This window comes from Corynebacterium sp. ACRQJ, assembly GCF_022346045.1.
GTDB classification, from domain to species: Bacteria; Actinomycetota; Actinomycetes; order Mycobacteriales; family Mycobacteriaceae; genus Corynebacterium; species Corynebacterium evansiae.
In genome coordinates this window covers 113,277-126,979 of sequence record NZ_JAKRMT010000002.1, presented here as the reverse complement: position 1 = coordinate 126,979, position 13,703 = coordinate 113,277, and the positions used below count along the sequence as shown (strand labels likewise).

At 64.7% G+C, this 13,703-nt stretch carries 10 protein-coding genes; 3 read left to right on the top strand and 7 right to left on the bottom strand.

Annotation, left to right across the window (positions count from 1 at the left end; genetic code table 11):
- The first annotated feature begins 50 nt into the window (after positions 1–50).
- Genes MHX52_RS01965 through MHX52_RS01955 form a run of 3 tightly spaced genes read left to right on the top strand, consistent with a single transcriptional unit; the run spans position 51 to position 5,063 of the window.
- Positions 51–1,463: a hypothetical protein gene (locus MHX52_RS01965; RefSeq protein ID WP_035004767.1), complete on the top strand. Its 1,413-nt coding sequence runs from the start codon at positions 51–53 to the stop codon at positions 1,461–1,463.
- Complete coding sequence (locus tag MHX52_RS01960) at positions 1,463–2,548, top strand: transporter substrate-binding domain-containing protein (protein ID WP_239316328.1); 1,086 nt, start codon at positions 1,463–1,465, stop codon at positions 2,546–2,548. The genes MHX52_RS01965 and MHX52_RS01960 overlap by 1 nt, the downstream gene beginning before the upstream one ends.
- Positions 2,538–5,063, top strand: coding sequence for a serine/threonine protein kinase (locus tag MHX52_RS01955; RefSeq protein WP_239316326.1), 2,526 nt, complete (start codon positions 2,538–2,540; stop codon positions 5,061–5,063). The genes MHX52_RS01960 and MHX52_RS01955 overlap by 11 nt, the downstream gene beginning before the upstream one ends.
- A 615-nt stretch (positions 5,064–5,678) precedes the next feature.
- On the opposite strand, the gene MHX52_RS01950 is transcribed toward MHX52_RS01955, so the two are convergent.
- From MHX52_RS01950 to MHX52_RS01920, 7 genes are all read right to left on the bottom strand, one after another.
- Complete coding sequence (locus MHX52_RS01950; RefSeq protein WP_239316324.1) at positions 5,679–6,890, bottom strand: acetate kinase; 1,212 nt, start codon at positions 6,888–6,890, stop codon at positions 5,679–5,681.
- A 121-nt stretch (positions 6,891–7,011) separates the two neighbouring features.
- Complete coding sequence (gene pta, locus MHX52_RS01945) at positions 7,012–8,556, bottom strand: phosphate acetyltransferase (protein WP_370642205.1); 1,545 nt, start codon at positions 8,554–8,556, stop codon at positions 7,012–7,014.
- Between the two features lie 102 nt (positions 8,557–8,658).
- Positions 8,659–9,672 carry a sulfite exporter TauE/SafE family protein gene (locus MHX52_RS01940; protein ID WP_239316320.1) on the bottom strand — a complete coding sequence of 338 codons (1,014 nt, stop codon included), beginning with the start codon at positions 9,670–9,672 and terminating at the stop codon, positions 8,659–8,661.
- A gap of 69 nt (positions 9,673–9,741) precedes the next feature.
- Complete coding sequence (locus MHX52_RS01935) at positions 9,742–10,530, bottom strand: sirohydrochlorin chelatase (protein ID WP_239316318.1); 789 nt, start codon at positions 10,528–10,530, stop codon at positions 9,742–9,744.
- A 1-nt stretch (position 10,531) separates the two neighbouring features.
- Positions 10,532–11,791, bottom strand: a complete 1,260-nt coding sequence (locus MHX52_RS01930) for a sulfate adenylyltransferase subunit 1 (RefSeq protein ID WP_239316317.1) — start codon at positions 11,789–11,791, stop codon at positions 10,532–10,534.
- A complete protein-coding gene (gene cysD, locus MHX52_RS01925) occupies positions 11,791–12,705 on the bottom strand; it encodes a sulfate adenylyltransferase subunit CysD (protein ID WP_035004792.1) in 915 nt (304 codons plus the stop codon). The genes MHX52_RS01930 and cysD overlap by 1 nt, the downstream gene beginning before the upstream one ends.
- Positions 12,702–13,502 carry a phosphoadenylyl-sulfate reductase gene (locus tag MHX52_RS01920; RefSeq protein ID WP_070487235.1) on the bottom strand — a complete coding sequence of 267 codons (801 nt, stop codon included), beginning with the start codon at positions 13,500–13,502 and terminating at the stop codon, positions 12,702–12,704. Before MHX52_RS01920 ends, cysD begins: the two co-directional genes overlap by 4 nt.
- Positions 13,503–13,703 lie beyond the last annotated feature (201 nt).

The following is a 13,703-nucleotide window of genomic DNA, read 5'->3' as shown; positions in this document are numbered from 1 at the left end:
AGTTTAAGCAGACTTTGTGGGCACACAATTACTTAGGCTGTATATACTTTATGGCTATGCCCCCAGTGACTGCGTTCGAGGCAGACCGGTGGATGGACAGCGATGAGCACCCCACCGGTCGAGGCAGCTCGTTCAAGGGGTTTGTGAACCCGGCGCTCGAAGCCCCGCGCCGGTTCCTGAAGTTCGCCTCCACCTCCCCCGGCCTTCTCACCATCGTCTCGACGATCCTGGTTTTGGCCATTCTCGCCGCGGGCGGGGCAATGGTCTACAGCTCGCAGAACCGCCAGGCGCAGCTGAACACCTTGGTCAGCCAAACCGAGCCGCTATCGGATGCGGCGCAGGAACTCTTCAACTCCCTTTCCGTGGCCGATTCCGTGGCCACCACCAGCTTCCTGCGCAAGTCCACCACCGACGCCGCCACCCGGGACTACGACGCGGCAATGTCCAGCGCCTCGACCTCCCTGATCCGCGCCACCAGCGGCATCGACAACATCGAGTCCCGGGAAATGGAACTGGTACTGCAGATCCAGAACTCCATGCCGGAGTACGTGAAGCTGATGTCCAACGCGCAAACCCACGACCGTCTGCGCAACCCCGTCGGCGCCTCCTACCTGGCCCAGGCCTCCACGCTGATGCAGGACACGATGCTGCCGGCCGCCCAGGAGCTCTACTCCCGCACCTCAGAGGAGGTCTCCACCCAGCAGGCGAAACTCTCCGCTCCCCTGTGGTTCCCACTGTCCGGCATCGTGGCGGCGATCATCATGCTGGTGATAGCCCAATTCTGGCTCGCAGCATTGACCAATAGGCGCCTCAACCTGGGATATGTGGCGGCTACTGGGCTTATGCTATTCGCCCTCGTATGGGCGTCAATAAGCGCTGCCCTGACGTGGCACGCGGGTAACCAAGACGTGCAAGGCACCGTGCGACCACTCGAGCAGCTCACGGCAGTGCGCATCTCGGTGCAGCAGTCGCGCACCCAGGAAGCGCTGGGGCTGATTCAGCGCGACTACGGCGAAGATCGCCAGCAGGAGTTCTCGGATGCCATGGCGGACATCGACAGCAAGCTGGAAGGCCTGCGCAACCAAGTGAGCCACCCCGAGCGCATCGATACCGCCCGGGAAGCGCTGCGCTCGTGGGACGAATCGCACGCGAAGATGGTCTCCGAGCTGAAGAATGGCCGTTACACCGAAGCGCTGGCCGCGGCGCTGGACACGAAGGTCAGCGAGGAAAAGCAGGATGGAAAGAAAGACCTGCGCGCCGCCGATGAAGATACGTCCGACTACACCGTCGTGGACAACGAAATGCAGGAGCTCATCAGCAGCACCCGCGAAGAACTGCGCGACATCCTGGTGGAAGGCCGCACCGCCGCCGGCCGCGTGACCAACCTCGTACTGGCCCTGACAGTGCTCTCCGCACTGTGCGTCTTCTTTGGCACTAGGCCCCGACTGCAGGAGTTCCTCTAATGAGAAAGCAAGCGTTCAAGCCTGTAGTCGCCGCGCTGACGGTCGCGGCCATCGCCCTCACCTCGGCCTGCGCCACGGAAAACCCCAGCCTGCCGGAATGGCCTTCCGTACAGCACAATTCCAGCGACGATCTGCCCTACGGCGCGACGTATGTACAGCCCGACGAGGTTCCTAGTGACGGTGACGCCGCATCGGATTCGAATGAAAACATCGACAACACTGGCGACGAAGAGCCGTTTGGCTCTATCAAGCCGGATACCCGCGAGCCGAAGGAGCGCGTGCCGCAAATCATGCGCCGGGGTCGTCTGGTGGTTGGCGTGGCCCAATCCCTGAACCGGCTAGGCTTCCGCGACCCGGTCTCCGGCGACGTCGCGGGCTTCGAAGTGGACCTGGCGCGCGAGATCGCACGCGACATTTTCGGCGACCCGAACAGAATCGAGTTCCGCTACGTAGAAAGCCGCGAACGCGCAGAGGCGCTCAAGAGCGGCGACGTGGACATCGTGGTGCGCACAATGTCGCCGACGCTTTCCCGCCAATCGAAACTGGAGTTTTCCATCCCCTACCTGCAGGTTCATTCGCGCCTGCTGGTGTTGAGCGACTCGCAGATCCAAAGCTTCGACGACCTGCAGAATAAGACAGTGTGCGTGACGCGCGACTCGACCTCCGCGGTGCGCATCAAGCAATACGACGTGGGGCGGCTGCTGCTGACGCAGGCATGGACTGATTGCCTCATGGCCATGCAGCGCTTCCAGGCCGATGCGATCTATACGGATGACGCGATCCTCACCGGCCTGCGAGCCCAGGATCCCTACACAACCCTGGTGGCCGACGCGCCGGAGACGAGCTACTACTCGGTGGCGATCTCCCCGCCGGGATTCCCAAAGCATACGACCGGGCTGGTGATGCAGGTGAACTCCACCATGGAGAGGATTCGGCGCGACGGAACGTGGAGGAACCTCTATGACACGTGGCTGGCGGACTACTTAGGGCCGGCGTCATCACTACCGATTAAGTACCGCACCGAGGAAGAGACGAAGGAACTCAACAAGATCCGGCGAAGGGAGGCGAACGGCAATGCAGAATAACGACAGCGAACCAGAAGAACACACCGAGGCCGTAGAATTCGACCCCTTCGCCGACAGCGAACCAGAAGAACACACCGAAGCCGTAGAATTCGACCCCTTCGCCGACAGCGAACCAGAAGAACACACCGAAGCCGTAGAATTCGACCCTTTCGCCGACGACGAAGACACAGACGCGACGGTGCAGCACACCGAACCCGTGGGTAACCCGGCGAACGCCGTGGACTCCGGCGAGCGCTCGCGCATCGAGGCGCTATCGACGTTCCGCAAGAGGCGCGGCACGTACCGCTCCGGCGCCTCCGTGGCCGACGGCATGGTGCAACTTCCGTTCATCCCGCCGACGAACCCGGAAGACGCAGTCATTGACCCCAGCGCGGCGATCGAGAAAGGCGTGGAAGCACCGACACTGAAGGCCGGCGACATCATCGCAGGCCAGTACGAGATCCTCGGCCCCATCGCGCACGGCGGTCTGGGCTGGGTGTACATCGCCATCGACCACAACGTCGCCGACCGCTACGTGGTGCTCAAAGGCATGATGGCCACGGAAAACGAGCAAGAACGCGCGGTCGCGGAATCCGAGCGGGCGTTCCTGGCGGACATCACGCACCCGGGAATCGTGAAGATTTTCAACTTCATCGACGACCCACGCTCCCCCGGCGGCTTCATCGTGATGGAGTACGTCGGCGGGCCATCGCTGCGCGGGCAGCGGCGGAAGCTGTCGGCCGGGGTGCTGGATCTGGACGTGGCGATTGGCTACATCCTGGAGATCCTGCCCGCACTGGACTACCTGCACTCCCGCGGCGTGGTCTACAACGACCTGAAGCCGGACAACATCCTGATCACCGAGGACCAGGTGAAGCTGATCGACCTGGGTGCGGTGACAGGCATCGGCGCGTTCGGGCACATCTTCGGCACCAAGGGTTTCCAGGCCCCGGAGATTGCCAAGACCGGACCGACCGTGGCCAGCGACATCTACACCGTCGGCCGCACCCTGGCCGCACTGATCGTGAACCTGCCGGTGGAAAACGGAGTGTATGCCTCGAGGCTGCCCACCCCAGACGAAGAACCGCTGTTCCGCGAGTATCTGTCCCTGTACCGCCTGTTGCTGCGGGCCACGGACGAGGATCCGGAGGCGCGCTTTAGCTCCGCCACCGCCATGGCTAACCAGCTGATCGGCGTGCTGCGGGAGATCCTGGCTATCCGCGACGGCCGCCACTACCCGCACCTCTACACCCGGTTCACCGCGCAGCGTAGTACGTTCGGCACCAAGCACATTGTGTTCCGCACCGACCAGCTGGTCGACGGCGTGGTGCGCTCCGTGGAGATCTCCGTGCCGGAGGTTGTCAGCGCCCTTCCCACCCCGCTGGCCGATTCGCAGGACCCGGGGTACGGCCTGCTTTCCGCCACCAGCTTCACCGAGGCCGGGGACCTGCTGGATACCCTGCGCGCTGCTTACGCCCAGCCGGAGCTGAAGCACTCCGTGGAGATTCCGCTGACGATGGTGCGCGCGCTGCTGGACGTGGGCCAGACGCGCGAGGCCCACAATCTGCTGGACGAGCTGAAGCCGCGGTTGGAGAAAGACTGGCGCTTCCAGTGGCACTCCGGGGTGGCGGCGCTGCTGACGGGGCAGTTCGCGGACGCGCAGAAGTTCTTCAACCGGGTGCTGTACATTCTGCCTGGTGAGCCCGCCCCGAAGCTGGCGCTGGCCGCCACCGACGAGCTGTTGCTGCAGCAACAGGGCGTGAACTCTACGAAGCTGCTGAGCGAGCACGTCTCCCGCGCCGCTTCTGCCCTGGCTTATGCGCAGAAGTTGCCAGTTAAGGATTACACCGGGGTGCCCAGCTGGGAGCACGTCACGCTGGATCCGGTTTCCCTGCGCTTCCACGCCATGCGCCTTTACGGGTTGGTGTGGGCTACGAACCAGTCCACTGTTTCCAGCGCGTTTGGCCTGGCCAGGCAGTTGCGCGCGGAGGGCATGGTCGATTCGGCGGTGGCTGCGTTGGACCGGCTGCCGCAGGCCTCGCGGCACAATCGTCTGGCACGGTTGACGTCTATCTTGTTGCTTATTTCTGACGCCAACAGCCTCACCGAGTCCCGCATCCGCCGTGCGGCTAGACGTTTGGAGACCCTGCCGACTAACGAGCCGCGCCTGCCGCAAGTTCGCATCGCAGTGCTGAGCGCGGGTCTGAATTGGCTGCGTGGCGCTAGCGATGGCCCGGACGGCGGGGCGGGCTCTCGCAAGTCCAAGGACAAGCGCAAGCTCGGTGCCGTGACCAGGGCAAATCGTGGTTCTACAGCCAGGGCAAACGAAGCTTCTACATCCAGGGTAAGCGAAGGTTCTCAGGTCAAGCGGCAGGCAGCAGCGGCTCCCCTGTTCGATGTGCAGTTTACCGAGCGTGGCCTGCGGACCGGCTTGGAGAAAAGCCTGCGCCATCTGGCTCGCCAGGCTCCTTTCGCCCGCCACCGCTATGACCTGGTGGACATGGCCAACCAGATCCGCCCCCGCACCTGGTTCTAGCTGCGCACCCGACTTCCCATTCCAGCTGCGCGCCTGGTCGCAAGGCCCGCCTGCCCTCCCATTCCAGCTGCGCACCCGACTTTCCATTCCAGCTGCGCGCCTGGTCGCAAGACCCGCCTGCCCTCCCATTCCAGCTGCGCGCCTGGATCCCACGCCACGCCCCGCACTCCGCCCCTCCCCTGAGCGGCAAATGTCGCTAGAACGGGAATCCATGAAGCCGCAAATACAGTCTCCACAAAGCGCAAGCTCCTGACCTGCACTTTTACATTAATGCAAATTATCTGCATTAACGTATTCCCGTTCTAACGACATTTCAGCCCCAGCGGGCACAAAACCCCGCCCGGCGAGCCTGCGTTTTCGCCCGGCGAGGCACGCATTCCCGTTCTAACGACATTTCAGCCCCAGCAGGGGCACAAAGCCCCGCCCCGCGAGCCTGCGCTTTCGCCCGGCGAGGCACGCATTCCCGTTCTAACGACATTTCAGCCCCAGCAGGGGGCAGGGGCAGCAAGGAGCAACCCAGCGCCCAGGCAGGCCCCTACCGCTGCTCGGCCAACCCACCCCTACCGGCCAATGCCAGCTGGAGCAGGCCCCTACTGCTGCTGGGGCAGCCCCCCTCTACTGCTGCTCGGCCAGCTCCGTCGCCTGGCGCGCAATCGCCAGCTCCTCATTCGTCGGAACCACGAACACCTTCACCTTGGAATCATCGGTAGAGATCTCCCGCGCGCCGACGATCCCCTCGGAGTTCTCATTCCGCGCCTCGTCAATCTCAATACCAAAGTTCTGCAGGTCAGCCATCGCATCGCGGCGCACCTGCACCGCGTTCTCGCCCACGCCCGCGGTGAACACAATCGCATCCACGCCACCCAGGATCAGCATGTAAGACCCAATAAAGCGACGCAGCGCGTGGATGTACACGTCGTAAGCTAGCTGCGCATTCTCATCGCCGTCCTCGATCAAGGCCTTCAGCTCGCGGAAGTCGTTCACGCCAGCCATGCCCTTCAGACCGGACTCGCGGTTCAGCAGCTTATCCGCCTGATCCACCGTCATCCCGCCGGAGCGCGCCAGGTGGAAAATAATGCCCGGGTCAATGTCGCCGGAACGGGTGCCCATCACCAGGCCGGCGAGTGGCGTCAATCCCATCGTCGTATCAACAGCCACACCGCCACGAATCGCGGCGGCCGAGGCACCGTTACCCAGGTGCAGGGTGATCTGGTTGACCTCCTCGGCGGGCTTGCCCAGCAGGTCCGGAACCTTGGAGGAGACGTATTCGTGGCTGGTGCCGTGGAAGCCATAGCGGCGGATGTCGTACTCGTCGGCGATGTCCTTCTTGATGGCGTAGTTCGCCGCGTGCTCCGGCAGCGTGGAGAAGAACGCGGTGTCGAACACGGCCACGTGCGGGACGTGTTCCAGCAGCGCGCGGGCGTTTTCAATGCCGTCGATGTTGGCGGGGTTGTGCAGCGGCGCCAGCGGGATGAGCTCCTTGAGCTGCTCAATCACCTCGTCGTCGATGAGCACGGGCTCTGTGAACGTCGCGCCACCGTGGACCACGCGGTGCCCTGCTGCTACCAGGTCTAGGTCTTGGGGTCCGACGCCCAGTAGCGTCATCATGCCGAAGGCGCGTTCTAGGCCAACAGAGTGGCTGAGGATAGGGCGATTGTCTTCCATCTTCGACGTTTCCGTCTGAATCTGGATGTGCCCCTTCTTCTCACCGATCTTCTCGACAATGCCGGAGACGAATGGGTCCGCCGTCGCGTTTGCTTCCGGGTCGAGGACTTGGAACTTGATAGAGCTGGAGCCCGAGTTGAGGACGAGTACGTACTTGGTCACTTTTCTTCTCTGTTCTTTTCTCTTCTTCTGTTGGTGCCGTTTGCCGCTCGGCCGGCGGTTTGGCTTCCGCCGGTCAGCGCCTGCACACTCTCGGCCCGCGCCACGGCCGCCGGCCTTCCGGCTAGTTGGCCTGGATCGCAGTGATCGCCACGGTGTTTACGATGTCCGGCACGGTCGCGCCACGCGAGAGGTCATTCACCGGCTTGTTCAGGCCTTGCAGGATCGGCCCCACGGCCAGTGCATCGGCGGTGCGCTGGACCGCCTTGTAGGTAATGTTTCCGCAGTTCAGGTCCGGGAACACGAACACGGTTGCCTGCCCGGCCACGTCAGAGCCCGGCAGCTTCTTCTGACCGACGGATTCCACCACTGCGGCGTCGAACTGCAGCGGCCCGTCGAGTGGCAGGTCTGGGTTGTTCTCCTGGGCCTTCTTCACGGCGGCGGCCACGGCTTCCACGTCCGCGCCCGCACCGGAGGTGCCAGTGGAGTAGCTCAGCATCGCCACCTTCGGCTCGATGCCGAACTGCGAGGCAGTCTGCGCGGACACGGCGGCGATCTCCGCCAGCTGGTCGGGGGTGGGATTCGGGTTCACGGCGCAGTCGCCGAATGCCCACAGCACGCCGTCCATGACCATCAGGAAGATGGAGCTAACCACCGACGCACCCGGCGCGGTCTTGATGATCTGGAACGAAGGCTTAATGGTGTGCGCGGTCGTGTGAGCCGCGCCGGAGACCATACCGTCGGCGATGCCCTTGTGGACCATCATCGTCGCGTAGTAGCTGATGTCCTGCATGGTCTCGCGCGCCTGCTCCAGCGTGATGCCCTTGTGCTTGCGCAGCTCGGCGAACTCGGCGGCGAACTCCTCCAGCTGGTTGCCCTCGCTCGGGTCGGTCAGCGTGGCACCGGAAAGATCCAGCCCCAGCTCCTTGGCACGGCCGGCGATGTCGTCCGGGTTGCCCAGAATGGTCAGTCGGCATACCTTGGCGCGCAGCAGCTGGTCGGCGGCGGTGAGGATGCGATCGTCGTCACCTTCCGGCAGCACGATGTGCGCGTTCTTTTCGCGGGCCTTGATCAGCAGGTTGCGCTCGAACAGCTCGGGGCCGATCACGGGCTCCTTCGCGGCGCTCGCCCCCGCGGCATTCCCAGCCCCGCCAGCCCCCGCACCAGCATCAGCCCCGCCGGCTGCTGCCTGCGCGATGTCTTCCAACGCGATGTGGCGAATCGCCTGCCCCTCCGCCTCGACGGCGTTGGCTGCGGCGGCAGCTGCGGAGGCGGTGGCGTCAATAAAAGAAATACCGGCGGGCTTGCGACCAGAGCGCACGAGCTGCCCGGACGCCAACTGCAGCGCCGTGGCGTCGGCCGGGCTGCCCGCGAGCAGGTAGTGGGAGGCACCCGCGGCGGCGGCTAGGCGCGAGTCGAAGTTGATCTCGCCGGTGCCGAGCAGTACGGCGCCAGCACCGGCAGCGGCTCCGGCGCCGACCTTAGCGTCGTAGGCCGCGTCGAGGGCGGCGGCGAAGTCGGGCGCGGAGGGGCGAATGGTGTCGAAGATGTCGACTGCCTCTGCCTCCCCCAGTGCGTCCAAGATGCCGGAGCGGCGCGCGGCGGCGCTCGCTATCGGCGAGATGACGGCGTTCGTGCCAGTTCCTTGGGGCGCGATAGACGACGCGATAGACACAGCTCACATACCTTCCTCAATGGAGTTCCACTTCACTTCCATTGTGCCTTGGCAGCCCCGTACTAGCGAGGCGCGCACGGAAGGTTCGCCCTCGCTCTACCCCCTGGCGCGCTCTTTCTCGCGCTGTTGTACGTTCGTTCCTTCTTCTTCGTAGTGACGCCCACTTGCCCGCCTCTCGGCGGACTCCGCATCGCTGTCCGCGGCGGCTTGCTGGGGGTCTTCCGGTACATCGTCGCCGGTCAGGGAGCGTTCCAGCAGGGAGCGCTTGCGCACGACGACGAGGGCGACGATCACAGCCAGGCCGATCAGGATGACGGCGACCACACCGAGGAAGCCGAAGTAGTTCACCAGGCGGCTGGAGTTCAGCAGCATCAGCAGGCCGCCGACCACGCCGCCAAGTACTTCTGGCTTCATAATGGTTACGATCCAAGCGGCGATCGGGGCGGCAATGGCTCCGCCGACCAGCAGGCCGACGACTGGCTGCCAGTTTTCCGCCAATTCCGAGCCCATGCCTGCGACGAAGCCGGCGGTGGCGGAGATTGCGACCAGGAACTCGGCGGTGTTTACCGTGCCGATGATGCGGCGCGGTTCGGCCTTGCCCACACTCATGAGGGTGGAGGTGGTTACAGGTCCCCAGCCGCCCCCGCCGGAGGCATCCAGGAAGCCACCGGCCAGGCCCAGGCCCGCCAGGCCGAAGCGGGAGCGGCGGGTGGTGGATACCGGCTGGGTGTTTTCATTCTTCTTCCACGGCACGGCCACGCTGCGCACCAGCACATAGGCTCCGAGGAGCACGAGCAGGGTGGACACAACTGGCTCGGCTGCCTCGGTGGAGAGGTTACTGAGCACATAGGCACCCGTGAACGCGCCGATGGCGCCCGGTACGCCGAGGGCCAGGACGGTCGGCCAGTGGACGTTCTTCAGCCGCCAGTGCGACAGGCCGGAGAACAGCGTGGTGCCAACCTCCGCGAGGTGAATGGCGGCGGAGGCGTGGGCGGGGCCCAGGCCGGAGAAAATCAGCAGGGTGGTTGCCGTGATGCCGAATGCCATGCCCAGCGCGCCGTCGACCAACTGGGCGACCACGCCGACGAGGGCAAAAATCAAGATCTTCATGAGGGGTTAGTCCTTGCTGTCTGTGAGGGGCTATCCGTGAGGGAAAACTTGTTGTGAGGGGTAGAAGGGCTAGTGCGCTTGTTGCAGGGCGCGACAGGCGCGGTTGATGACGACCGGGGCGATAGCGTCACCGAGGTGGCGCGTACACTTCCGGCCGTTAGGCATTCGGATCTTGGCCTTGTCCCAGAGCAGGCCGGGACTGACGAACAGCGGGACGGTGACGGTGCGTTCGTCTGCGAATTCCAGCAGCGCCTCCGTGTCCCGGCCCGGGTTGTCCCCGGTGGCGACGAAGGCGCGGGTGCTGCGCATGTTCAGGCGGGCGCCAACGCGGCCGGCGAACTCGGCGACGGCCTCGTTCGCGCCCGGCTGGCTGGAACCCACGGAGTACAGCGCGAGCTTGTCCACGCTGCTGTCTACGGCGTTCGCGGCGTCAGCGTTCTCAGCGCTCGCAGTGCCAGCAATCGCGGGAACTTCAGCGAGGTACTGGGCCGTGAAGTCGGCGACCAGCTCCTCCATGTCCGCACCGGTTCCCAACCCGTCCGTGAGGTGGAGGGTCAGGCCGGCGGACGAGGTGGCGTCAATAGACTCAACGGCTTCGGCAATCGCGGCGGGAACGTCGTAGCGAGCGTGGAAAGCCTGCGTGAACAGCAAAGGAACCACAACCGCCTCCGTGTAGCCCGCTGCGACGACGCGGTGGGCGACCGTCGTGAGGGTGGCGGGGTGGAAGTCCAGGAAAGCGGCGAAGGCCGGCAGCCCAGTGCTCTCGGAAATGCGCTCGGCGATCTCGAAAACCGCCTGGTCCGCCTGCGGGTGGCGGGATCCATGCGCCAAGCAGATGATGGGTGCCGGCCAAGTCATGCTAGTTCACCAAACCTGCGGTCAGGGTGTCGCCACTACCTGGGTTAATCAGCAGCAGCGAACCAACGCGGCCACCACGGCGGTAGGTTTCGACGGGCAGCGGCTCGGCCACCGTCACGCGCACCTCCGCGATGTCGTTGAGAGCCAGCTCGTCGGCGCCACCGTGGGCAATCTCCTCCTCGCTGCGGTTCCGGCCGGAGATGTCCACGCGGCGGATGACCTCGTCCACGCGGCCGCGCACCAGCGCGGTGCCGTAACGCACCAGTACATTGCTGCGCAGGCGCACCGGGGACTCGGAGAGGTGGAAGACCGTCGCGGTGAAGGACTGCTGCGGCTCCGGCAGGTCCGGGGCGGCGATGATGTCCCCGCGGGACAGGTCGATGTCGCGGTCCAGGCGCAGGGAGACGGACTCGCCGCGGGTGGCGGTCTGCTGCTCTCCTGCCGGGCCGTCGATGCCCTCGATGATCGCCTCGCGGCCATCGGCCAGCACCTTATCGCCGACGGACACCTTGCCCGCGGTAATGCGGCCGGCGTAGCCGCGGTAGTCGGTGGCGTGGTCGCGGATGACGATCTGGATCGGGAAGCGCAGGCCGCGCTCCACGTCAGCGATGTTCTTCGCCGGCTCGGCGGTCTCCAGGATCTCCAGCACCGACGGACCCGTGTACCAGGGGGTGTTCTGGCTGCGCTCGACGACATTGTCGCCCAGCAGCGCGGAGGTCGGAATCACGTCGACGTGCGCCAGACCCAGCTCGGAGACCAGCGCGTCCACGTCGGCCTTCACGTCGTTGAAGACCTGCTCGCTGAAATCGACCGCGTCGATCTTATTGACAGCCACGATCACGTGGGAGATCTTCATCATCGCCGCCACGGTCAGGTGGCGACGGGTCTGCTCGATCACGCCGTTGCGGGCGTCAACCAGAACAATGACGAGCTCCGAGGTGGACAGGCCGGTGACGGTGTTGCGCGTGTACTGCACGTGCCCCGGGGTGTCGGCCAGGATGAAGCTGCGCTTGTCGGTGGCGAAGTAACGGTAGGCCACGTCGATGGTGATGCCCTGCTCGCGCTCGGCGCGCAGGCCATCGACCAGCAGCGACAGGTCTGGGTTCTCCAGGCCCTTGGCGTTGGAGACGCGCTCTACAGATTCATACTGGTCGGCCAGGATGGACTTCGTATCGTGCAGCAGGCGGCCCACGAAGGTGGACTTGCCGTCGTCAACGGAACCGGCGGTGCACAGGCGGAGGGTCGGCAGGTTGGTGGACATCAGAAGTAACCTTCCTTCTTGCGATCCTCCATGGAGGACTCACTGAGCTTGTCGTCGGCACGGGTGGCGCCGCGCTCGGTGGTGGTGGACTGGCGGATTTCGTCGATCACGTCCTCGATGGTCGTGGCGGTGGAAAGGACGGCGCCGGTGCAGCTCATGTCGCCGACGGTGCGGTAGCGCACGGTCTTCTCGACCAGCTCCTCGCCCTCCTTCGGGCCACCCCACTCGCCCGGGGTTAGCCACATGCCGTTGCGGTTGAATACCTCGCGCTGGTGGGAGTAGTAGATCGCCGGGACCTCGACGTTGCGGTCGCGGATGTAGTCCCACACGTCGGCCTCGGTCCAGTTGGAGATCGGGAACACGCGGATGTTCTCGCCCACCTGGTGGCGGCCGTTGTACAGGCCCCACAGTTCGGGGCGTTGGCGGCGCGGGTTCCAGCCGCCGAAGCTATCGCGCACGGAGAACACGCGTTCCTTGGCGCGGGCCTTCTCCTCGTCGCGGCGGGCGCCGCCCAGCACCGCGTCGTAACCGCGGTTCTGGATGGTCTCCACCAGCGGCACGGTCTGCAGCGGGTTGCGGGTGCCGTCCGGACGCTCCTGGATCGCACCGCTGTCGATCCAGTCCTGGACGGCAGCGACGTGCAGGGTCACCTTCGGATCCGCGGCGATCTTGTCGCGGAACTCGATGACCTCCGGGAAGTTGTGGCCGGTATCCACGTGCACCAACTCGAAAGGAACTGGTGCGGGGTGGAAGGCGCGCTTCGCCAGCTCCAGGACCACGACGGAATCCTTGCCGCCGGAAAACAGCAGCGCGGGGCGGTCGAACTGGCCTGCTACTTCGCGCAGGATCTCGATTGCTTCCGCCTCGAGACTCGCCAGGTGCGGCGAGAGGGCGGTGGTGTTTTCATTGCTCATGTGTGAAGTCCGCATTCTGTCTTGTTGGAGCCGGCCCAGCGGCCGGATCGGGGGTCCTGTCCTTCGGCGACCGGCAGGGTGCAGGTTTCGCAGCCGATCGACGGGTAGCCCTGCTTGGTCAGGGGGTTGATGATCAGGTCGTGGTCGTTGATATACGTCTCCACGTCCTCGTCGCTCCAGGCGACGATGGGGTTGATCTTCAGTCGGCCGGTGCGGTCCACGTCCAGCACCGGGGTGTTGGCGCGCAGGGCGTTGTCCACGCGGCGCACGCCGGTGATCCAGGCGTTGAAGGGGTTCAACATCCGCGCCAGCGGCTCGACTTTGCGCATGCGGCAGCAGGCGGTGTTGTCGCGGGAGTACAGGCGCGGGCCGTAGACCTTGTCCTGCTCCTCGCGGCTGAGGACCGGAGTGATGTTTTCCAGCGGCAGGTTGTAGCGCTGTTGGACCTTGTCACGGGTCTCGAGCGTTTCGGCGAAGTGGTAGCCGGTGTCCAGGAAGACCAGCTCCGCGCGGTCTTCCGCCAGGCGTCCTTCCGCCAGCTCGGCCAGGACGGTGTCCTGCATGGACATGGTCACGGCAACCTTGCCGGGCACGTGCTCGGCTACCCATTCCATGATCTCTTCAGCGCTGGCGCCTTCTAGCTTGTCGTTCCACTCAGCGACGAGCTGCTCGTTAGCGGCTCTCTCTTCGTCGCTCAGCGGTGTGGTCTTGGTCGGCGCGCCCTGCGGACTCTCGGCTGGGTCTCGGAAGTCATCCGAATTCCCGCCGAGCAGGCCGGTCGCATCTACCAGGCTCATGAGCTCCTCTTCTCGGGGTTGATGTTTGGTTTGTCGAAGTGTGCTTCTTAAGAACTCGGGGGAACTCTTGGTTATTCCCTAGACAGACCGATCGGTCTGCTCTGGTTTCCACCACAATAGACCAATCTGTCCATTCCTACAACCGGGTTCGGGATTCTTTGTGACGCCCCGCCGTCGCGACCTGCACAAAGGCTACGAATG